Raw genomic sequence first — 21,325 nt, forward strand, 5'->3', positions numbered from 1 at the left:
CGTCAATGGATAAATTTGTCATTCAAGGTGGTGTAAAACTCGAAGGTGAAGTTCGTATTTCTGGTGCGAAAAATGCGGCTTTACCTTTATTGGCTGCAATGATTCTTGCAGATACACCGATTACATTAAAAAATGTTCCAGATCTAAAAGACGTTCGTACTTTAGTTAAGCTGATTGGTGGTTTAGGTATCACCATGAGTTATGAGGGCGAAACGGTTATCGCGGATACCTCTACACTGGATAATCAGTTTGCACCTTATGAACTGGTTAAAACCATGCGTGCATCTATTTTGGTGCTCGGGCCACTGTTGGCGCGCTATGGTAGTGCAAAAGTTTCACTTCCTGGTGGTTGTGCAATTGGTTCACGCCCTGTTGATCAGCATTTAAAAGCCTTAGAAGCTTTGGGTGCACAAATTGAGGTCGAAGCAGGTTATGTTCACGCCAAAGTGGATGGCCGTTTAAAAGGCGGTGAAGTCATCTTCGATATGGTGACTGTAGGTGGAACCGAAAATATTTTAACTGCAGCAGTATTGGCAGAGGGTGTTACAACAATTCGTAATGCGGCGCGCGAACCTGAAATTACAGACCTTGCACTAATGCTTATTAAAATGGGTGCAAAAATTGAAGGTTTAGACACAGATACCTTAGTGGTCACTGGTGTTGAAAGTCTCCATGGCTGTGAATATTCAGTGGTTGCTGACCGTATTGAAACCGGTTCATATTTGGCCGCGGCAGCAATTACGGGCGGTAAGGTAAAAACCACACATACTGACCCAAATCTTCTTGAATCTGTTTTAGATAAGTTTGAAGAAATGGGTGCAGAAGTCACACGCGGTGAAGACTGGATCGAATTGGATATGCTGGGGAAACGTCCGAAGGCTGTCAGCTTCCGTACCTTGCCACATCCAGAATTCCCAACGGATATGCAAGCACAGATCATGGCGGTAAATGCCATTGGACGTGGTTTTGCAACAATTTCTGAAACGATTTTTGAAAATCGTTTTATGCATGTACCTGAGTTAGCTCGTATGGGCGCAAATATTCAGGTTGAAGGTAATGATGCTGTTGTGACAGGTGTGGAAAAATTATCTGCTGCACCTGTTATGGCAACTGACCTACGTGCTTCGTTTTCTTTAGTTTTGGCTGCTTTAGCTGCTGAAGGGGAAACCATCATCGATCGTATTTATCATATTGATCGTGGTTATGAAGATATCGAAGCAAAGTTACAAGGTCTAGGTGCCCAAATTAAGCGAGTGAGCGAGTAAGTTAATGAGCGATATGAGAAACGATGATCCTAACTTTGACGTAATGGGCAATTTTGATCATGGTTTAACTTTGGCATTGAGTAAAGGGCGTATTTTAAAAGAAACGTTGCCTTTACTTGAAACTGCTGGAATTAACTTATTGGAAGATCCTGATAAATCTCGTAAGTTAATTTTTCCAACCACACACAAATCCGTTCGTATTTTAATCTTGCGTGCTTCTGATGTGCCAACGTATGTTGAGAATGGCGCCGCGGATATTGGTGTAGCGGGTAAAGATGTGTTGATGGAACATGGCGCTCAAAATGTCTATGAACCATTAGATTTAAAGATTGCCAACTGTAAATTAATGACCGCCGGTAAAGTGGGCATGGTTCGTCCTAAAGGACGTTTAAAAATTGCCACCAAGTATGTAAATTTAACCCGTCAATATTATGCAAGCTTAGGTGAGCAAGTTGATGTGATTAAACTTTACGGCTCAATGGAATTAGCCCCATTGGTTGGTTTGGGTGATTATATTGTCGATGTAGTGGATACCGGAAATACATTACGTGCCAATGGTCTAGAGCCTCTGGAAGAAATCTGTAAAGTCTCTTCACGTTTAATTGTCAATAAAGCCAGCTTTAAGCGTAAGCAAACTTTATTAAATCCAATTCTTACTCAGCTTGAAAAAGCAGTAGAAGAACGTCAAAAGAACAATTAATTCATTTAGGTTTGATCGATAAAGATACCGTCTAATTTTAGGCGGTTTTTTTATGCAATTTATGTTAAAAAATAACCATCCATGATTTAAAAAAAAGAGTTTATGAAAACACCTCAACAGCGCAAAGAACAATCTATTTTAAAACTTAAAAAGTATTCAATTCCTTATATTGACTGGTTACCTGTGATCGAATCTGCTGAAGACGTGCAAGCACGCAGTGCAGAACAGATTGCAAAACGTGCGATTGCTTGTTTGTGGGTGATTCAAGTCGCATGTGATCTGAATAATGATCAATATGATGATGAAACACAGCTATTTGTATTTGATATTTTGAAGAAAATGCAGGTCCTAGATGCTTTAACAGAGAAAGAACAGGCAATTTTAAATCGTGAGGCTTCAGCGCAAGATATCATCAATATGGTGTGGAAATATGAGGCATATTGGGTATTGTTATGGGCTGTGGGGATTGTGGCTGAGTTAAGTTATCCAGCAGATATCGTTGATTGTGATTTTGCTATTCAAGCTGTATCGTCGTGCGATACCTTTGCTGAATTTATGGCAAAAGTACAGTTGCGGGATAGCGAAGAAATTTTAGATCAGGCTGATTTAATCTATCGTTATGATTGGGCATGTGTAAATGCGCGTTTAAAGCAACAGGATGCACCTGAAAATTTAAATTCATCTATTGTTGTGGAACGGCATGGTGCATTGAACTGGCTGATTCAGGCTGATAGTGACTGGGATCATCCTGATGTGAGTACCTAAATAAAAATTTGCTGTGTCAAAAGTTTTTTGCAATCAAACTTTCCTATTAAAGTAAGTTGAAATGTTGCGGTGATGTTGCCCACAAGATACTCAAAACAAGGTAAACTAAATCTTTCTTAAACAACCTTGTGGGTAAATTGATGCGACGTTTATCGACTCAAGAGCAGAACTTTAAACAAGTCTTTGCTGACTTGTTAGCTTTTGAAACAGTGAGTGATCCTGAGCTTTTAAAAACAGTAGACCAAATTATTGCAGATGTGCGTCAACATGGCGATGCACATGTACTTAAACTCACTCAACAGTTCGATCGACATCCAGCGCATCAATTTTCAGATTTAGAACTGACACAAGAACAACTTAAAGTTGCATTTGAGGGTTTAACTTCAGAAGTACGTGAAGCTTTGGAAATGGCAGCCAATCGGGTTCGTTCATTTCATGAGGCTCAAAAACAAGAAGGTTGGTCCTATGTGGATGAATTAGGAAATACTCTTGGTCAAAAAGTTACCCCTTTAGACCGTGTTGGTATTTACGTTCCAGGTGGTTTGGCTTCTTATCCATCCTCTGTGCTGATGAATGCTTTACCCGCGCACGTGGCTGGGGTAGCAGAAATTATTATGGTGGTACCTGCGCCAAATGGTGATTTAAATCCTTTGGTATTGGCGGCTGCTTATTTAGCGGGTGTAAGTCGTGTGTTTACGATTGGCGGTGCGCAAGCAGTTGCCGCACTTGCTTATGGAACAGAAACGATTCCAGCGGTAGATAAAATTACAGGACCGGGTAACCGTTTCGTTGCTGCCGCAAAACGTGCTGTTTTTGGTCAAGTCGGTATTGACATGATTGCTGGACCTTCTGAAATTTTGGTTTATGCAGAAGGTCACAATGACCCGAAATGGTTGGCGATGGATGTTTTGTCACAAGCTGAACATGACACGGTTGCGCAAGCGATTTTTATTACACCAGATGAACAATTGTTAAATGATGTTGAGCAAGCTATCGAAGAACATTTGGCTGCACTACCTAAAGCTGAAATTGCACGAACTTCGATTGCAAATCGTGGCGCTTTGGTCTTGGTTAAAGATCGCCAAGAAGCCATTGATTTGATTAATCAAGTTGCGCCTGAGCATTTGGAATTGTGCTTAGATGACGCTGAGCAGATGTCACAAAGTATTCGCCATGCAGGTGCAATCTTTATGGGGCGCTATACACCAGAAGCGATTGGTGATTATTGTGCGGGACCTAACCATGTCCTACCTACTTCTGGTACAGCACGCTTTTCATCACCGTTAGGTGTTTATGATTTTCAAAAACGTTCAAGTTTGATTATGTGTTCTGAGCAAGGGGTAAAATCGCTTGCCAAGGCCGCAGATATTCTTGCACAACAAGAAAATTTAGATGCGCATGCCCGATCAGCAAGATATCGTTATCAGTAATTCACCAATGGCCCAGTATCCGTAAAAAATCCTTCTCCTTGAGGGAGAGGGCGAGGATGAGGGGATAAAAATTTAACTGACTTAGTTTGGGGATTCTATTGAAATGTCCAAACTCTCTCCTAGCGTGAGCGCGCTTATGTGAAGTAAGTCAAATGAGAAAAAATACGAGATAAAAATGCCAAATATTAGCCCTGAGCAAATGCGTTTTTGGAGCCCTGATGTACGTGAATTAGAACCGTATGTTCCGGGTGAGCAGCCTAAAATCCAAAACTTATTAAAACTGAATACCAATGAAAACCCATATCCACCATCGCCAAAAGTGGTTGCAGCGGTTCAGTCCGTACTTATAGATTCAGCAGATGTATTGCGACTTTATCCAGATCCAGATGCATCGGCACTCAAACAAGCGATTGCGAAACAACAACATGTAGATGTCGCAAATGTCTTTGTTGGTAATGGGTCTGATGAGGTTTTGGCCCATATTTTTAAAGCATTTTTTGTTCAAGATAAGCCGATTCTATACCCAGATATTACCTATAGCTTTTATCCTGTTTATAGTCAGTTTTTTGGAATTTCAACCCAAACTAAAATATTGCCTTTAAATGAGAATTTTGAAATTGATGTGGCTGATTATAAACAGCCTAATGGTGGGATTATCATTACCAACCCTAATGCACCAACCAGTATTGCATTGGGACTATCTGCAATTGAACAAGTCTTGCAAGCCAACCCAGATTCGGTGGTTGTGATTGATGAAGCATATGTAGATTTTGGTGCTGAGTCAGCTGTGAGTCTGGTTGAGAAATATGAAAACTTAGTGGTTTGCCAAACGACTTCAAAATCGCGGTCTTTGGCAGGTTTACGCGTTGGTTTTGCAATTGCACAGCCACATTTGATTGCAGCATTGGAAGCTGTTAAAAATAGTTTTAACTCCTATCCAATTGATCGTTTTGCAATAGCTGCAGCTGTCGCATCATTTGAAGATCAAGAATACTTTGTAGCACAATGTCAAAAAGTTATTGTGAGTCGTGACAAACTGGTGGCAGATTTAGCGGCGCTTGGGTTTAACGTATTGCCATCTTCAGCCAACTTTATTTTTGCGTGTTTACCCTCAAAAGATGCTGGTGAATTGGCAAAAGCATTGCGTGAGCGTGGCATTATTGTTCGCTACTTTAATAAGCCACGGATTGATCAATTCTTACGTATCACTATTGGTACAGATGAACAAAATCAACGCCTTGTTGATACATTAAAGCATGAGATTTTAGTCTAGGATTCATGTTGATGTTGATGCCATGTATTGAGTAAATCAAGCATGGCAGCAACTTTATCAAAACATTCCTGATATTCTGCATCACAATCTGAAGCGATGGTGATTCCACCGCCTGCCCACAATGAAACATCATCTTGATATTTTTGAATTGAACGAATCAAAATGTTCCAAGAACCGGTTCCATCAAAATTAAAATAGCCCAGTGATCCGCAATAAGCGCCTCTTGGCGCACTTTCAAGTTCTTCAATAATTTGCATGGCGCGAATTTTGGGTGCACCAGTAATTGAACCACCTGGCAACGCTGAAAATAAGACCTCAAATGGGTTGACATCCGGTTTTAGGATGGCAGTCACCTCACTCACCATATGATGTACTTGGTTAAAAGATTCAATATTAAACAGTTTTGGGGTTTTTACTGAGCCAGTTTCAGCATAGACACTTAAATCATTGCGTAATAAGTCCACAATCATGACATTTTCTGCTTGATCTTTTTTAGATTGAATCAAAGCATTTTTTGATTGCGCATCTAAAGTTGGATCGTCATAACGAGGCATTGTCCCTTTAATTGGTCTGGTGATAATTTTACGATCAGTTTCAAAATCAATAAATAACTCAGGTGAGCAGCTCAGTAATTCAAAATCATTGATTTTTAAATAACCCGAATAGGGAGCATCTGTGAGTTTCCAAAACTTTTCAGCGGTATCTAAAAGTGAACCGTGTGCCTTTGCAGTGAATTCCTGAGTTAAATTAATTTGATAGCAATCACCCGCTTTAATATATTCTTGAACTTGTGTAAATGCATGATCATATTGTGGCTTTGTCCACGTCGCAGTACAGTTTGATAAAAGTTTAAAGCTTTGATTCTGGGTGACTGGTGTGGTTAATAAATCTTGTATAAAGTTGAAAAACTCTTCTGCACAGGCTTCTAAACTATAAAAAAAGAGTTGCTCATTTTCTCGTTTGATAAATGTTTTATAAATACCCATGTAAAAATTGGGCTGAGATTTGCTTTGAGCATCAACATATTGCTGACTGGCATAGTTATAGTCAATAAAACCCATGTATCCACCCTGAAAACTGTGCTGTTTCGGAGCTGATTGAGCGGTGAAGTTAAAGAAGTGTTTTAAATGAGGATCGCTTTTATCTTTTTGATAATGGGTAAAATGATTTCTTGTATAACGATAAAGTTGTTGCTGGGTTGAGATACAGTATTGTTCAGGTGAAAAAGCAACAATGTCTTCACCCGCGTTTTTTAAATAGATACAACCGAATAATGAGTCAAGACGGTGTAATAAATCTGCAGTGCTATTTGATGGAAAATCTAATAACTTCCGAAACATAGGGAGGTTTAACTCAAGCGCAAAAAGGGTTTGTAAGGCACTATTCTACCTGAAAATAGCACTTATAAAAGTGTTTACCGTTTATCGGTTTAATTGGCTTTTTGATAAACAGCAGTTGAACAAAAAGTAACATACCGTTAATTTAAAAGGGCAAAACGGACTACTCAAGGATTGGTGTTCTAAGTTGTAAAACAACTAAAAACAACAGGGAACTATGGAGAGTGGTTAAAAATGAAAAAAAATGCTCTTGGGAGAGTACAGATTATGAAATTATTTACTAAACTTGCTTTAGTTTCCGCAGTGGCTATGAGTTCAAACGCAATGGCAATGCAAGCAATGGATGATGCAGCGCTGAGTGCTACTACTGGTCAGGATGGTATCAGTATTGGTATCGATGCAGATAAAATTGAAATTGCAAAACTACATGTTTTTGATGGTGATGGTTTAGCTGCTACAGGTACTCCTGGTGTTACTGCTGGTTCTGGTGGTTCAGGCAAAGCAGGTGCGATTACTTTAAATAACGTGGTTGTAACTAAAACTGGTACAGGTAACTTAGCTGATTTGGTTATTGATACTGATGGTAGTGCTACGGCTGGTGCTACTGGTACACCATTCTTAAATGTTGCTGCTGCAATTAATGCATTAAAAATTGAGTTAGGCAAAATTGAAGTGAATAATGTTACGGGTTCAGCAGGCGCATATAAACCTGATGCTGGATCAGCTGAAATTTTAAGTGGCTTGACTGTGAATGTAGGTTCTACTACTGCAAATATTCAATTGGGTAATACGCCTCAAGGTGCAATGATTAAATTGAATGGTTCGATGATTGGTGGTTTATCAATCAGTAACTTGGCCTTGAAAGATGCTTCTGCAGCAGGTGGTGGTTATATCGTATTAGGCGGTATTAAAGTGACTGACACTGGTTCAACGAATTTAGCTTTAGATGCTGATGTTGCTGTTACAACGAAAGGTTTGGCTGTAACTGCAATGAAAAGTACAACAGGTACAGATATTTATCTAAGTAAAGTTGTATTGGGTGGTGGTACTGGCTTTGTACCAGGTACGCCAGGCACTGCAGGTACAGGAATAGGTTCGGGTTCGATTGGTGATGTTGCGATTACAGGTATGAAATTCTATAACGGTGGTTCAGCAACAGCAAATGGTGTAAAACTGTCGATTTCTGGTCACTAAGCCTAGAATTAAAATCTTAAAAAAGACGCATGCAAAGCATGCGTCTTTTTTTTACAAAAAACTGAATAAAAAGCGACAAAAGTTGAAAAAAAGACTGTTTTTTTTTTCAAAAACCGTTATCTTCATAATCACAGGGACGTAGAGTGTTCACTCTAAAAATAAAATCAGCACTTTAGGCAAAATACTGCCGATACTTGATAGTTAAAATTATGATAGAAATTACTTTAGGTTCGGCATTAATGTATTATTTTGCCAACCACGCCTTAGATGTGAAACCCAAGCCAAAGGATGCGATTTACTATACTGAGCTTGCGGATTCCAGAGATAAATCATTTACACGTAATCATCGTGAAATGGTGCATGTTAAACCCGCCTTAGAAAATCAATTCCGTGGCATCGTACGTCAAGGATATGACTATAGTTGCGGTTCTGCTGCGTTAACAACACTGTTAAATGGCTATGTTGGGACAAATTTAACTGAGCAGCAAACCATGGAAGGCTTATTACGATTTGGTGAATACAACCGCATTATTGAGCGACGAAGTTTTTCATTGTTAGATATGAAGCGTTTTGTTGCTGCAATTGGATATGAAAGCGGTGGCTATAGAGGCGAGTTCACAGACCTAATCAATCAAAATCAACCGGTGATTGTGCCAATTTCTTATGCGGGTTTTAAACATTTTGTTGTGTTTAAAGCTTATAAAGATGGCCGTGTTTATGTGGCAGATCCAGCCTTGGGGAATATTAGTTTTGATCAAGAGCGATTTAAGCAAATTTGGGAAAATAACACCTTATTTGTGATCAATGCGCCAAAAGATCAGCAACGTAATCTGTTGGCACTACAAGATGCGGATATGCGTCATGTAGAGGATGCAACGATCAACCGTTATGCTTTAGTTGAAACGCAATATTCAACGGATTATATCAATAAATTAGCAGATAGAGCCTCTACAATGCGTAAGGTGATTGACCAAGATACCAAGTCTGCAACATACAATCAGCCAATTACATCCTATATGCGACTCTATTATAAACGTAAGTAAAAGATGGATTAAAAAATTACATAATTGAATTGGATTTTTGGGAATAGGAAGAATATGAATAATCAGTGGATGAAACGGACTTTACTTGCAGTGAGTATTCAGTTTGCAATTGGAAGTTTATATGCAGCTGAAACAGAGGCAAGTGCGGATGTAGTAGCAGATCAGGCTGCAAATAGAGACAATGTCAGTTCTGCAACCAGCAGTCAAGCAGCTCCAGTTGCAAATGTGGCGCAAGCTACAGAAGATGTAAAAATTAATAAAGATGAAACAAAATCTTTAGCACCTAAACCTGGTACGCAAGCTGCAGAAGCATTACAAAAGAAAGAAGGTGATGCTTCTCAAGAAACCAACTTACAAGAAGTTTTTACATCCAATGAACGTCAATACTCTTTAATTAAAAAAGGTGAGTTCTCAACTTTTTATGATTTAGATTATTCTTACTATCGTGATTCGCAATTAAATTTAGGAATTAACGAAGGCACAGCTTATCAACTTCGTGTTGATGAAGATGCAAGTCATACCATTAGTAATACTTTTACTGCACAGTACGGGATACGTGATAATTTAACCTTTACCGCATCTATTCCATTTATTGCTAAATCAGATAGCTTAAAAGATGCCACGGCTGCGGGCCTAGGGGATATTAACTTTGGTGCACGTTGGGAACCGTTCCCGCTGAAAGCAGGGCGTTTACCACTTATTTTATTTGGTAGTTTATCTACCAAGACAGGGGATAGCCCATATGAAATAAACCCTGAAAAAGACCTTTCAACAGGTAAAGGCTATTATTCTGTAGGTGTTGGCGCAAGTACCCGTAAATATATCGACCCTGTTGTACTGTTTGCATCGGTCTCTGCCAATTATGGATTTAAAGAAACCGGCTTAAATCAAGTGCGTGGTGGGGGTAATGCCAATGGTCAAGGTGGTGATCAGACCTACCAACGTGTTTTAGAAGAGTTTGATCCTGGTATGACCGGTGGTTTCTCTTTTGGTTTTGCTTATTCATTTAATTATGATGTTTCAATGACCATGTCATACCAACAATCATTCAATATGAATACTTCGTTTAAGTATAGACCTACAGCGGGACTTGCAGATTCATATAAAGCAGCTGACCAATCTAGTGGGATGTTTTCCATCGCTTTAGGGGTTCGTGTTAATCCAGATACGATTGTCAATGGTACATTGGGGATCGGTTTAACTGAAGACTCACCAGATATTTCGCTTGGTCTATCTTTCCCATTGGATATTTTAGGCTTTGGTAAGAAGAAAGCGAACTAAAGGAGTGTAAAGTATGAAAAACATACGTTTGCGCCCATTAGTTACAGCGATTTTATTAACAGGGTGTTCAACTCAAGTATTTGCGGCGTTAGGACTTAACCTATCGGTAGATATACGCTCACTAACCATGGGGAATGCAGTAACTGCAGACCCACCTGGAATTAGTGCGATTCATTTTAACCCCGCAGCATTAACGAAACTCAAAGGCTTACAAACTGACGTACAAGGGATTGTTGCAAACTTTGATATACAACGTGAATTTTCTGCGCCACCTGGTTATAACGTATTTGGTTATTCTGATGACCCATTGATCTGTAATGATGCACCAGACAATCCTTCGGGGCTTTGTACAGATTATAAAGATTCAGTGCGTGGCGATGTAGAGTATGCAAGTTTATATGTCCCCATTCTAAAAAAAGTCGTGGATTTGGGACCAGGCTGGCCAGTGTTAGCGCCAACGGGAGGGATTTCTTATAATCCTCCAGGCTCAAAATTGACCTATGCAACTGCTGTATATGCACCAATGGTGGCAGGTTTTGGCTCAGAAGATGGTAACCCAGGTAACTATATGGGGCAGCAAGTTGCCATTGAGCGTATAACCTATTTGTCTCCATCTATTGCATACCAAGTCAGCGATGAATTGTCTATTGGTGCTTCGATCGGGATGTCATACAACGCAATGGCATTAAAAACCGATTTAAGATTTCCAAATGAAATGATCGGTGTTCTAAGATTGATTGATGAATCGGTTTGTGGGCCTTTCCGTAATAATTCGAATGTGATTACAGATCTTCTATTATTTGGTATTTGTAATGCGGATGAAGGCATGAACCCATTTGGTCAATTCGGCAAAATGCAGGTGAGTCTTGAGCAAAGTTTAAGCCCAAGTTATAACTTAGGTTTAATGTGGGAACCTACAGAAAACTTCGGTTTTGGTATGGTGTATCAAAGTTCCGCCAAAATGCGTATGAAAGGTAAATATTTTATCGATAATGCCAACGCACCACGCGAGCTTATAAAAGGCTTAAACTCTTCAGCAACAGGTCAAATTCTTGCGGCGATTTTAGGTTTTCCAGGCTATATTCCACCAACCGAATCAGGTTTGATTTCAATGGATTTGGAATATCCTGCTCATTTTCAAACCGGTATAAAATATAAGATTTTACCTGATTTACAGGTGAATTTTGATGTGGGCTGGACCGACTTTAAAGCATGGGAAAAGTTTCAGTTTGAATTTGATCGACAAATTTCAGCATTAAAAATTGCCAAATTATTATCCAATCAAGTCACAGATACCTCATTGGCTTTTCCACTAGGCTTTCAATCATCGTGGAGCTGGGGAATTGGTATTGAGTATTCAGCAAATGATCGTCTAAAACTTCGTGCTGGTTATGAACCTCGTGCCAGTGCGATCCCCGATGATAAACGTAATACCATGGTGCCGATTAACAATGCACAATTATTTGGTTTAGGTTTAGGTTATCGTTTTGATGAAGATAGTGATATCGACTTATCGATCGGTTTCTTGCGTAGCCGAGATAATATTCCAGCAAATACCAGTAGTTTGGCTAATAAAACAGGGGTGGATAACTTGTTACTCAACCCATATGCTGGTTTAAATGTAAAGACCAATACAAAAGTTACAATTCTAGGGCTTAACTACAGAACGAGATGGTAATGCGTTTGAATGTTGGAAAAAAAACAGTCGTAACTTCTTTGTGGCTAGCTTTAAGTTTTAGTCTAGCCACATCAATTTCTTATGCTGCCAATTTTTATACAATTATTGGCCCTGATGGACATCCGATGATTGTTCAAAAACCTGAAGCAGCTCCAAAAGTAGATATAAAGCAAAAAAATAAACCAATACAAGATGTTAAACCAATAATAGAAGTCAAACAAATACAAGAGACTCAAGCTGCCAAGCCTAATGTACCAATAATAGAAGCTCCAGCTATCGTTAAACAAAGTCAAAAAGAGAGAGCGCCTAAAAATACGCCATCAGCGGTTACTACTGCTCAGCCTGCACAGCAACCCGCTTTAATGGAGCATAAAGCTAAAATTCAAAGCCCTGTTCAGATACCTGATCAGCCTTTACCACCAGCGTCACAGATGATAGTACCTCAGCTTGTTGTGGAAAAACCTCCACAGCAGCCCGCTGATATTACTCAAAAAACCAATAAGGTTGAGAAACTAGAGAAAATAACGCCAGTAGACCAAACTGCGGTCAAGACCAATAAAGAAGTTGCCCCAAAAAGTACTCAAACGATAGAGGATCAGCATTTCACCGTTATTGATGGTGAACAATATGTCAATAATGAGTATTTAGAGGATCGTGAATTTAATTTAGAAGGTAAAAAAAGATTTTATATGACGCCTGAGATCGGCGCAGTGCATGGTCGTTATGAAACCATCGAACGGCAAAAAGGTCTAAGTGCGAGTCTTTTAAATAGTATTCGCGGCAATTCAGAATCGAAAGAAAAAAAGCCAGTTGTTTTATCTTCAACCTATTTTCGTTTACCTAAAGATGAAGTTGTTCATAATTTAGAACAAGCGTGTTTTTCTGGTAAAAAAATAGCTAAAGCAAAAGATTTATCCATAAAAAATCAGGAAGTTGGCTTGTGGCCAGTTGCTCCAATCAAAGAGACCTTTGCTTATGAAGTGGTGAAATTAGATTCTCAAGTGCAAAATATTTTATTAACATCCTATGCATCCTCTTCAAAGCTTCAAAGCTATTATTGGCCTTTGGTGGTATTTTTAGATGGGCAAGGCTGTGTTCTCGAAGGTGTCAGCGGTTTTAAAAATGAAGAATCTCACGACAATAATTTACAATATGCGGCTATGGAAGGCGTTTTAAGAAAACCTGATCAGGCTGTATATTTATTTTTAACTCCATTATCCTCAGCTTTAGATGTGGAAAATAAACAATTAACAAATCATGGACAAATTAAGCTGAGTGTACTTCAGTAAGGATGAAGATATGAAAAAAAGATTATTCGCCCCTTTAGTTTTAACAAGTTTAGGCCTAACACTCGTAGGGTGTGGTGGTGAAAGCGCAACAGTCAATGAAGATCCATATAAAGGCATGACTATGTATGCAAATGGTTGTAATTCAATTGATGAAAAATGTTTGGGCTTTAATGTTGACTATCCAATAGAAGGTTTAAATTTTGATTGTAGTGGAAATACTAAAAATCATTACATGACTAAAATCGAAGGAGGGGCAGCAGTCGGTGGCTGTTTAATTGGTGATAAAGCGAAATTCTATATAAAAGGTTCTCAATCGGAAAGAAAAATTGTTTTAGGTGATGTTGATCTTGCAAAAATTCGTCCTTTGAAAATTCGAGGACAAATTGCAACAATCGGCTTGATTGATATTGCAAGTGCTATGACAGGCAAGCCACCAACAAGTATGACCATGAGTGATGAGACATTTAAAGTGATGGTTGGGTTGGTTCGCGTTTTCCAAGCAATTGGATTGGAGCAAGATACCAATCAGGTTGGTGATATTCAGCTTCTTGATTTAACGGATAATATTAAAAATAATTTAAAAGCAGTCAATGCAGATATTGTTGTAAGCGACTTTATCAATGGTAGCTATGTTGAAAAATTAAAACCGTGGGTCAATATTGATAGTGTCGATGAAGCTTCAGGAGTCGCGACTGCGCAACGCTTGATTCAACAATCATTGGTTAATAATTATTCGACAAATTTCCTTATTTTAAATACTGTAAATGCCGATATTCAAGGTTTTTCAGGTAAAAGTGAATTAAGTACCAAAAATGAATCTATTGCCAATATGTATTTAGTCACTGACCGTCAGGGTTATACCACAGGCTATGCAATGCAGTGGGTCGGTGTACCTCAAAAAATAGAAGGGAATAATAACAATAATAATGATATTACTAACACACTCTTAAGGTTTTTATTGTTAAGCCAAGTTGCTCCAGAAAAACTCAATGTAAATGGTCAACAAGGTTGGATCAATCCACTCACCCGTAAAATTACTAATCCACTGGTGTTTAAAAAAGATCAAAATTCAACGGATAAGCTTGAAATTTATCAGGGTACTTTGCTGAATAATACCAATGTTGCTGGTACCGAATATATGTATAAGCAAGTAACAGGTGCAACAACAGCACCTACAGATCCAACGGTATATGGCAAATGGCGCCAAACTTTAAATGGAGATCAGCTTTCTGGCGGAATTGATATTTATAAAACCAATTCTGCCAACTATTTGGATCGAAAAGTTTTTCTTACTAAAAACACAGTGAAAACAGGCGAAAAATATTATTTCCCACTGTATGCGAATATTACATTTACGTTTGATAATAAAGAGGTTTCTCCAAATAGGCAAACACTCGGTATTGTGATTGATGAAAATGGAAATATTCGCACCAATTTAGGTAAAAATGGTGCGCTAAATTCAGATACATGTGCTGAGGTAGATCCAATCACTTATATAGATAAAGAAACAGATGTACAACAATATCGTATTGGTACTACAGGTACAGCTTATATTAGAGGGGATGTTGAAAAGTCGATTACACTACGTATGATTTTGGCCAATCCTGTATTTGGCAGTCTTGATGGCGCATTAGCGGGTTTAAATGAAACATTAATTGTTAGACCCATCAATACATCTTCAGGTAAGACATCTCCAGAAGACCTAGCTAAAGCCTCTGAATCTTCTGGTGGTATACGTTTAAATCTTCAGAGATTAATTAATGAACAGAATACCACCAGTGGTGTCAATATTACCAGTTGGAACGGGGATGTTCCTACTACAGCGACTTGGTTAAATTTACAAGCAGTTTATCAGTCGATGTATAATATTGTAGAAGCCAATCAAAATAAGCTTACCAACGAGCAAAAGGAGCTAGCGAAGCGTCAAAAAGGGACTTTAACTGTAAGCTTACCGCAGTGTTATACCATTAAAACCAAGTAATTTATGTTAATTAAAAAAGCCTCAATTCAAGTGATTTGAATTGAGGCTTTTTTGTGCTCATATTTTTAATGCTCAACCATTGGTCGAAGCAATATCTATTTGTGATTATCCTGTCTGATCTAATCGGGTGCCTAATGTTTCAAGATGCATTGGAAAGGTATTGGTTTTACGGTCTTCAAAATAATGTCTTAATGTGCGTTCTACACTTGGGAAAGCTAAATCGTTCCAAGGAATTTCATGTTCTTCAAATAAACGACTTTCGATAGTTTCCTCACCAGCACCAAATACACCATCTTTTATTTGTGTTTTAAACAAAACATAAACTTGCCCAATCCGTGGAATATTATACATGCAGTAAAGTTGTTCAATTTCAACCTCAGCTTCAGATTCTTCACGTGTTTCGCGTGCTGCACCTTGTTCCATGGTTTCAAAAAGTTCCATATAACCAGCAGGTAAGGTCCATAGTCCATAACGTGGTTCTATTGCACGACGACATAGTAAAACTTTATTTTCCCAGATCGCCAAAGCGCCACAAATCACTTTAGGGTTAACATAATGAATGGTGCCGCAGTGTGTACAAACTTTACGGATTTTTTGATCACCTAAAGGAATTTTTTCTATGGTTGGATGACCACAAGCACTGCAAAAACTCATAAGCTTCATTAAAAATGTGAGATAACTCAGCATAACTGAAAAATTCTACTTTCGCATCATTTATAGCCTTATCGATAAAATTTCCTATATGATAGAACGAGAACAAAAAAGATAGAGTGAGATCAATGAAGGATGATGAGCTAACCCAAGTATTGCAAAATCGATTACGTTTTGGCAAAAGAACCTATGCCGCCAATGCCGCAGTGCTCATTGCAATTACTCAAGAAGCTGATCCTAAAATTTTGCTGACCAGACGTTCTGCTTATTTATCAAATCATGCTGGAGAAGTTTCCTTTCCAGGTGGAAAGCGTGATCCAAATGATACCAGTAATATCGTTGTGGCTTTGCGAGAAGCATGGGAAGAAACAGCACTCAATCCCTTTGATGTTAAGCTGATTGGTGATTTACCCATGGAACGGGCGAAAAGTGGAATGACAGTAAAACCTGTTGTTGGATTAATCCCGCCAGATATTCAATTGATTGCTCAGCCAAGTGAAATTGATCGTATATTCTATGCACCGATTAAAAAAATGATGGAATCACAGCCTATTCCTTATGAGGTGCGTTTGGCACATCAATCGGTTTATTTTCCCAGCCTAAGAATTGAAAATGAAATCATTTGGGGCTTAACCGCCAGAATTCTAATTTCATTATTTAAATATGGTTTGGACTATCAAAAAAACTGGCCATTTTTATTGAATTCTCCATCATTTAAATCACAAATATTCAATAAAAAGTAATGCTGAAAAGCTATGATCAAAGCGAATGGTCTCAAAGTATCTCAAAGGAATGTAATACCATGATGTATAAATTTAAAGGTTTTATGCCAAAAGCTTTGCATGCACCTTTTGATGGTTGGATTGCGGATAATGCGACGGTGATTGGTCAGGTCGAACTGGGGCAACAAGTCAGTGTCTGGTTTGGTGCAGTCATTCGTGCCGACAATGCCAAAATTCATATTGGGAATTTTAGTAATGTTCAAGAAAATGCCGTTTTACATACAGACACTGGGATTGAATTAACCGTTGGCGATTATGTAACCATTGGGCATCAAGCCATGTTGCATGGTTGTACGATAGGCGATAACAGTCTAATTGGTATTAACGCCGTGGTTTTAAATCATGCTGTGATTGGTAAAAATTGCATCATCGGTGCAAATAGTTTGATTCCTGAAGGTAAAGTTATTCCCGATAATTCTTTGGTGGTGGGCTCACCAGGTAAAGTCGTGCGAACTTTGGATGAGAATGCAGAGAATTTATTAAAAATGAGTGCTTTGCACTATGCATCCCATTACAAGAATTTTATTGATTTAGAAGAATTTAAATTTGATTAAAGTCGTGGTTTTAAAATTATCACTTAAATGCCAAGCACAATGTCTTGGCATTTTTATGGATTATTTTGGTCTAATGGATTTTATCTGACTGGCTTTATCTCTAAGCCCTCGCGCTATTGAAATGAGTGGAGTATCATAGGCAGCATTTTTAACACAGTAAGGTTGTGCATGAAATTGCTGGCATTGGAAACTGCCAATGAGCAGTGTTCCGTTTCGATTGTTGATGAAACTCAAACACTCTATTTTCAACTTGATACGCGAGCAAAAGCACAAACTCAAACCATTTTGCCGATGATTGAGCAAGGTTTTGAGCAAAATCAAATTTCCAGTAAAGACTTGACTGCAATTGCATTTAGCCGTGGGCCAGGTTCATTTAGTGGTGTACGTATCAATGCAGCAGTGACTCAAGCTTTAGCCTGGGCAAATGATATTCCTGTGATTCCAGTTTCAACCTTGCAAGCTTTGGCGCAAGCTGCTTATCAGCAAGCCCAATTGATTGAAGTCACGGCTGTTTTAGATGCACGTATGCAAGAAGTTTATATGGCAAGTTTTAAGCTTGACCAAAATAACATTATGCAACTTGTAGACGAAGAAAAATTATTAGACTATCAACATGCTGCAGAATATCAAAAATATACCTTGATCGGTTCAGGTTCAGCTTTGGTGAATGTAGAGGCTGTTGCGTTTCAACAGATTACTGCCTCCGCTAATGATATCGCCACAATTGCGCGTCAAAATGCACTGCAAAAGCAATGGTTGAGTGCAGAACAAGCTTTACCTGTATATTTACGTGATAATGCATGGAAGAAAATTCCAGAACAAGGTAAACCATAATCGTTTTTCGCTTTAATTTTTAGGATTTCACAATGGATCTTTTACTGCTACTCAAAGCAGCCATTATGGGTATTGTTGAAGGTATTACCGAATTCTTACCTATCTCAAGTACAGGGCATTTAATTCTTGCATCTGAATTAATGAATTTCTGGACCAAAGAAAAAAGTGACTTATTTGTCGTTGCTATTCAAATGGGTGCAATCGCTGCGGTGATTTATGAGTATTGGGGCAAGCTTTGGGGTGCAGCAATTGGTTTGTTTTCAGGTGAACCGAAAGGGCGTCATCTTGGGATCAGTATTATTGCAGCCTCTATTCCAATTATGCTGGTTGGCCTAACCTTTGGCGATATTGTAAAAGAGTTGTTGTTTAATGATATTTCTGTGGCGATTGGTTTGATTGTCGGTGGTTTAATTATTTGGTGGGTTGAAAAAAATCCGCCAAAAGTCAATGCGGTAGAAGTGGAAAATATCTCGATTAAAGAAGCGATTTATATTGGTTTAATTCAGGTATTGGCGCTTATTCCAGGGACTTCACGTTCCGGTGCAACCATTATTGGCGGCATGATGTTGGGTGTATCGCGTAAGGCTGCAACTGAATTTTCGTTCTTCCTCGGTATACCTGTCATTGTTGGTGCAGGCTTATTAGATCTTTTTAAAAATTACCATATTTATGAAACAACACAAGATTGGACCGTATTCTTTGTAGGGCTAATTGTTTCTTTTGTTTCTGCTTTAATTTTGATCCGTGTTTTGGTGGCTTATGTTTCTAAGCGTGATTTCATGGTCTTTGCTTGGTATCGTATTGCTTCAGGTTTGTTGATTTTATTGTTTGCATTAACAGGTTGGAAATTATGGTAAGCGAAATTCGCTTATTTACTGAATCCACATTTTTTGAGAAAGCACAGTCCTACCAAACTGTGCTTTCTTTACGTGGTGTCGTGGTAAACATTGCAACGATTGAAAAACTCAATGCACGGTTTTTAAGATTGAACCCTGAACTTGCCTTGTGTGTTGATGAGCAAGGGTTAAGCCTGTGCGCCAATGGCATGAAAATGCAACCTGACTGGAAAGCTGAGATCCCACGTTTAAAACGTGCGAGTTTAAAATCTGAAATGATTGCACGGGCATGTAATATTTCAGAAAAACCAAACTTAATTGATGCAACTGCTGGTCTAGGGCATGACGCATTGTTGATGGCACACTTAGGGGCGAAAGTAACCCTGATCGAACGTCATCCAATTTTATTTACTTTACTGGAAGATTCAAAAAAACAGCTGGAAAACGACCCGTTTTTAGCCAAAGTTGTTGAGCGTATTGATTTGATTTTTTCTGATTCAGCTGAATATTTACAACAATTGATCATCACCCATCAAACTGTCGATGTTGTTTATTTAGATCCGATGTTTCCGCAACGGGATCAAAATCAGCAAGCCATAAAAAAGCAGGCACAAGTGAAAAAGCAAATGCAGCTATTACACATGCTTTTACCTGAAGATGGTGAAATGGATTTAGGCGATCATCTTTTAGTCTTAGCACGTCAAATTGCTAAGCGAGTTGTGGTAAAACGTCCTAGACTGGCTGTATTTTTAAATGATCAGGCAACCGATCATCAATGGCAAGGTGATGCTTGTCGTTTTGATGCCTATTTTAACAGCAATCTTATTGAGTAATTTGGTAACTGTTTCAATAATAGTCGAATTATTGATATATAGTTAAATCAAACATTGATAATTTTTTAGCCAAGCCTAAACTAGATAGGCTGATTGAAGCCACTGCCTTAACAGAATCTTTATGATAGATCTTAAACCCTCGATTAACTTTTGGCATGATTTGAAAAGTAACCAACGTGCAGGGATTTGGTTATTCTTAGGTTCGCGAAAGTCTTTACAAATTGTTCGTCCATCGATTCTTCAATTGATTTTTTGGGGGCTGTTGGGTGCAGGTGCCAATACACTATTTAGCTGGTTAGTTGCTGGTGATGGTGGTGTTTTTAATCGGCAAGGTCTTGTCAGCTACGCATTGTGGCCTTTTATTGCCTTAATTGTAGGGATTTTCCTATCACAACGAACCAATAATCCGCGTTTGATGTTGGTTCCAGCACTGTTATGGCTGGTGCTTGATACGCACATCATGTTGTTTCAATGCTTGCTGCAATATTTGGGCAATCAAGATCTACTACCTTATTTCACTTACGATGTAATCCCACTGCTATTTTTTGCTTTGTTTATTTGGCAAAGCCTTGCTGTGGTGTGGGTATTTTCAAGAGAATTAAAATGGCCATGGTGGGAACGTGCTTTGATCATGTTTGCTACTGTAGCCACTTTGTTCACTTGGCAGGTTTCGATTAAGGAACAGCCGATTTGGAAAGTAGAAGACGTTCCTCCAACGATCAGTGAAAATGCTTTTTATGCACAAAGCCATTTACTCAATAAGGCATTGGAACAGGTTCAGTTTGGTGAGTTTGCTCAAACGCATTGGTACTTTTTAGGTGTTGCTGGTGCAAGTTATCAAGACGTGTTCAAATTTGAAATAGATCGAATTAAAGAACAATTTGATACCCGCTTTGGAACCTTTGGACGCTCTGTTGAGTTGGTCAATAACCCACAAAGTATTAAAGACACTCCTATTGCATCTAAAACCAGTATTGACCTTGCTTTACGCCGTATTGGCCAACAGATGAATCGCGAAAGTGATGTATTATTTCTTTATATGACTTCTCATGGCTTACCTAATCGTTTTGAACTAGAAAATGAACCGATTAATTTGGATGATGTCGATCCAAAATGGTTAAGAGAAACCCTCGATAAATCGGGTATTCGCTGGAAAGTGATCGTGATTTCAGCCTGTTATTCCGGTAGCTTTGTTTCAGCACTCCAATCACCAGATACTTTGATTATTACTGCTTCAGCAGCAGATCGTGCCTCATTTGGATGTTCAAATGAAGCCGATTATACTTATTTTGGTCGAGCTTTCTTTGATCAGGCAATGCGTGAGCAAGGTTCTCTCAAAGCCGCATTTAAAGAAGCGACTGAAACAGTTGCAAAATGGGAAAATGCACAAGGTTTTGATCCATCTGAGCCGCAATGGGTGATTGGGAAAAATATGGAAATGATGTTACCGCAGTTGGAACAACATTTATTTCCACAACAGGGTGTTATCACTTCTGCACAAACCCAAAATGTAAAATTGGATACGCAACAAAAGCCATGATAAATAACGGCGTTTTAAATGCGAAAGCAAAAGCGCTTTAATTTATATTGAGTTGAATC

General features: G+C 38.7%; 19 protein-coding genes. 17 read left to right on the forward strand and 2 right to left on the reverse strand.

Annotated elements, in window-relative coordinates; genetic code table 11:
• The first annotated feature begins 5 nt into the window (after nt 1–5).
• The 5 genes from murA (at nt 6) to hisC (ending at nt 5,433) form a co-directional block, all read left to right on the forward strand.
• A complete protein-coding gene (gene murA, locus FHR28_RS02965) occupies nt 6–1,265 on the forward strand; it encodes a UDP-N-acetylglucosamine 1-carboxyvinyltransferase (RefSeq protein WP_004817645.1) in 1,260 nt (419 codons plus the stop codon).
• Nucleotides 1,266–1,269: 4 nt separating this feature from the next.
• Nucleotides 1,270–1,965, forward strand: coding sequence for an ATP phosphoribosyltransferase (hisG, locus tag FHR28_RS02970; protein WP_056515646.1), 696 nt, complete (start codon nt 1,270–1,272; stop codon nt 1,963–1,965).
• A gap of 102 nt (nt 1,966–2,067) precedes the next feature.
• Nucleotides 2,068–2,730, forward strand: a complete 663-nt coding sequence (locus tag FHR28_RS02975) for a DUF4272 domain-containing protein (RefSeq protein WP_166781885.1) — start codon at nt 2,068–2,070, stop codon at nt 2,728–2,730.
• Nucleotides 2,731–2,858: 128 nt separating this feature from the next.
• Nucleotides 2,859–4,160 (forward strand): histidinol dehydrogenase, encoded by a 1,302-nt coding sequence (gene hisD, locus FHR28_RS02980; protein ID WP_166781886.1) that lies wholly within the window; start codon nt 2,859–2,861, stop codon nt 4,158–4,160.
• 175 nt (nt 4,161–4,335) lie between these two features.
• Nucleotides 4,336–5,433: a histidinol-phosphate transaminase gene (gene hisC / locus FHR28_RS02985; RefSeq protein WP_166781887.1), complete on the forward strand. Its 1,098-nt coding sequence runs from the start codon at nt 4,336–4,338 to the stop codon at nt 5,431–5,433.
• Here hisC and FHR28_RS02990 read toward each other — a convergent pair.
• Complete coding sequence (locus tag FHR28_RS02990) at nt 5,430–6,773, reverse strand: anthranilate synthase component I family protein (protein WP_166781888.1); 1,344 nt, start codon at nt 6,771–6,773, stop codon at nt 5,430–5,432. The genes hisC and FHR28_RS02990 overlap by 4 nt on opposite strands.
• A 264-nt stretch (nt 6,774–7,037) precedes the next feature.
• Here FHR28_RS02990 and FHR28_RS02995 point away from each other — a divergent pair, with 264 nt between their 5' ends.
• The 6 genes from FHR28_RS02995 (at nt 7,038) to FHR28_RS03020 (ending at nt 15,236) form a co-directional block, all read left to right on the forward strand.
• Nucleotides 7,038–7,964 (forward strand): DUF6160 family protein, encoded by a 927-nt coding sequence (locus tag FHR28_RS02995; RefSeq protein WP_166781889.1) that lies wholly within the window; start codon nt 7,038–7,040, stop codon nt 7,962–7,964.
• 209 nt (nt 7,965–8,173) lie between these two features.
• Nucleotides 8,174–9,007: a C39 family peptidase gene (locus FHR28_RS03000; protein ID WP_166781890.1), complete on the forward strand. Its 834-nt coding sequence runs from the start codon at nt 8,174–8,176 to the stop codon at nt 9,005–9,007.
• Nucleotides 9,008–9,061: 54 nt separating this feature from the next.
• A complete protein-coding gene (locus FHR28_RS03005) occupies nt 9,062–10,288 on the forward strand; it encodes a hypothetical protein (protein ID WP_166781891.1) in 1,227 nt (408 codons plus the stop codon).
• A gap of 13 nt (nt 10,289–10,301) precedes the next feature.
• Nucleotides 10,302–11,966 carry an OmpP1/FadL family transporter gene (locus tag FHR28_RS03010; protein ID WP_166781892.1) on the forward strand — a complete coding sequence of 555 codons (1,665 nt, stop codon included), beginning with the start codon at nt 10,302–10,304 and terminating at the stop codon, nt 11,964–11,966.
• Nucleotides 11,966–13,255, forward strand: coding sequence for a putative pilus assembly protein FilE (gene filE, locus FHR28_RS03015; RefSeq protein WP_166781893.1), 1,290 nt, complete (start codon nt 11,966–11,968; stop codon nt 13,253–13,255). Before FHR28_RS03010 ends, filE begins: the two co-directional genes overlap by 1 nt.
• 10 nt (nt 13,256–13,265) lie before the next feature.
• Nucleotides 13,266–15,236 (forward strand): hypothetical protein, encoded by a 1,971-nt coding sequence (locus FHR28_RS03020; RefSeq protein ID WP_166781894.1) that lies wholly within the window; start codon nt 13,266–13,268, stop codon nt 15,234–15,236.
• A 105-nt stretch (nt 15,237–15,341) separates the two neighbouring features.
• Here FHR28_RS03020 and FHR28_RS03025 read toward each other — a convergent pair whose 3' ends face one another.
• Nucleotides 15,342–15,890: an NUDIX hydrolase gene (locus tag FHR28_RS03025; RefSeq protein WP_034613876.1), complete on the reverse strand. Its 549-nt coding sequence runs from the start codon at nt 15,888–15,890 to the stop codon at nt 15,342–15,344.
• A 125-nt stretch (nt 15,891–16,015) separates the two neighbouring features.
• Here FHR28_RS03025 and FHR28_RS03030 point away from each other — a divergent pair, with 125 nt between their 5' ends.
• The 6 genes from FHR28_RS03030 to FHR28_RS03055 all read left to right on the forward strand — a co-directional run bounded on the left by FHR28_RS03030 (nt 16,016) and on the right by FHR28_RS03055 (nt 21,266).
• Nucleotides 16,016–16,630 (forward strand): CoA pyrophosphatase, encoded by a 615-nt coding sequence (locus tag FHR28_RS03030; RefSeq protein WP_056515624.1) that lies wholly within the window; start codon nt 16,016–16,018, stop codon nt 16,628–16,630.
• 59 nt (nt 16,631–16,689) lie between these two features.
• A complete protein-coding gene (locus FHR28_RS03035; RefSeq protein ID WP_166781895.1) occupies nt 16,690–17,223 on the forward strand; it encodes a gamma carbonic anhydrase family protein in 534 nt (177 codons plus the stop codon).
• Nucleotides 17,224–17,391: 168 nt separating this feature from the next.
• Nucleotides 17,392–18,057: a tRNA (adenosine(37)-N6)-threonylcarbamoyltransferase complex dimerization subunit type 1 TsaB gene (gene tsaB, locus FHR28_RS03040; protein ID WP_166781896.1), complete on the forward strand. Its 666-nt coding sequence runs from the start codon at nt 17,392–17,394 to the stop codon at nt 18,055–18,057.
• A 32-nt stretch (nt 18,058–18,089) separates the two neighbouring features.
• Nucleotides 18,090–18,914 carry an undecaprenyl-diphosphate phosphatase gene (locus FHR28_RS03045; protein WP_004723699.1) on the forward strand — a complete coding sequence of 275 codons (825 nt, stop codon included), beginning with the start codon at nt 18,090–18,092 and terminating at the stop codon, nt 18,912–18,914.
• A complete protein-coding gene (locus FHR28_RS03050) occupies nt 18,908–19,726 on the forward strand; it encodes a class I SAM-dependent methyltransferase (protein WP_154129599.1) in 819 nt (272 codons plus the stop codon). The genes FHR28_RS03045 and FHR28_RS03050 overlap by 7 nt, the downstream gene beginning before the upstream one ends.
• A gap of 121 nt (nt 19,727–19,847) precedes the next feature.
• Nucleotides 19,848–21,266 (forward strand): C13 family peptidase, encoded by a 1,419-nt coding sequence (locus FHR28_RS03055; protein WP_056515613.1) that lies wholly within the window; start codon nt 19,848–19,850, stop codon nt 21,264–21,266.
• Nucleotides 21,267–21,325: the final 59 nt, after the last annotated feature.

This window comes from Acinetobacter sp. BIGb0196 (assembly GCF_011759595.1).
In the GTDB taxonomy this organism is placed as follows: domain Bacteria; phylum Pseudomonadota; class Gammaproteobacteria; order Pseudomonadales; family Moraxellaceae; genus Acinetobacter; species Acinetobacter guillouiae.

Bases quoted from the DNA above. Each gene is read 5' to 3' on its own strand.
- murA (WP_004817645.1), top strand. From the start codon at position 6: ATGGATAAATTTGTCATTCAAGGTGGTGTAAAACTCGAAGGTGAAGTT.
- hisG (WP_056515646.1), top strand. From the start codon at position 1,270: ATGAGCGATATGAGAAACGATGATCCTAACTTTGACGTAATGGGCAAT.
- FHR28_RS02975 (WP_166781885.1), top strand. From the start codon at position 2,068: ATGAAAACACCTCAACAGCGCAAAGAACAATCTATTTTAAAACTTAAA.
- hisC (WP_166781887.1), top strand. From the start codon at position 4,336: ATGCCAAATATTAGCCCTGAGCAAATGCGTTTTTGGAGCCCTGATGTA.
- FHR28_RS02990 (WP_166781888.1), bottom strand. From the start codon at position 6,773: ATGTTTCGGAAGTTATTAGATTTTCCATCAAATAGCACTGCAGATTTA.
- FHR28_RS02995 (WP_166781889.1), top strand. From the start codon at position 7,038: ATGAAATTATTTACTAAACTTGCTTTAGTTTCCGCAGTGGCTATGAGT.
- FHR28_RS03000 (WP_166781890.1), top strand. From the start codon at position 8,174: ATGATAGAAATTACTTTAGGTTCGGCATTAATGTATTATTTTGCCAAC.
- FHR28_RS03005 (WP_166781891.1), top strand. From the start codon at position 9,062: ATGAATAATCAGTGGATGAAACGGACTTTACTTGCAGTGAGTATTCAG.
- FHR28_RS03010 (WP_166781892.1), top strand. From the start codon at position 10,302: ATGAAAAACATACGTTTGCGCCCATTAGTTACAGCGATTTTATTAACA.
- filE (WP_166781893.1), top strand. From the start codon at position 11,966: ATGCGTTTGAATGTTGGAAAAAAAACAGTCGTAACTTCTTTGTGGCTA.
- FHR28_RS03020 (WP_166781894.1), top strand. From the start codon at position 13,266: ATGAAAAAAAGATTATTCGCCCCTTTAGTTTTAACAAGTTTAGGCCTA.
- FHR28_RS03025 (WP_034613876.1), bottom strand. From the start codon at position 15,890: ATGAGTTTTTGCAGTGCTTGTGGTCATCCAACCATAGAAAAAATTCCT.
- FHR28_RS03030 (WP_056515624.1), top strand. From the start codon at position 16,016: ATGAAGGATGATGAGCTAACCCAAGTATTGCAAAATCGATTACGTTTT.
- FHR28_RS03035 (WP_166781895.1), top strand. From the start codon at position 16,690: ATGATGTATAAATTTAAAGGTTTTATGCCAAAAGCTTTGCATGCACCT.
- tsaB (WP_166781896.1), top strand. From the start codon at position 17,392: ATGAAATTGCTGGCATTGGAAACTGCCAATGAGCAGTGTTCCGTTTCG.
- FHR28_RS03045 (WP_004723699.1), top strand. From the start codon at position 18,090: ATGGATCTTTTACTGCTACTCAAAGCAGCCATTATGGGTATTGTTGAA.
- FHR28_RS03050 (WP_154129599.1), top strand. From the start codon at position 18,908: ATGGTAAGCGAAATTCGCTTATTTACTGAATCCACATTTTTTGAGAAA.
- FHR28_RS03055 (WP_056515613.1), top strand. From the start codon at position 19,848: ATGATAGATCTTAAACCCTCGATTAACTTTTGGCATGATTTGAAAAGT.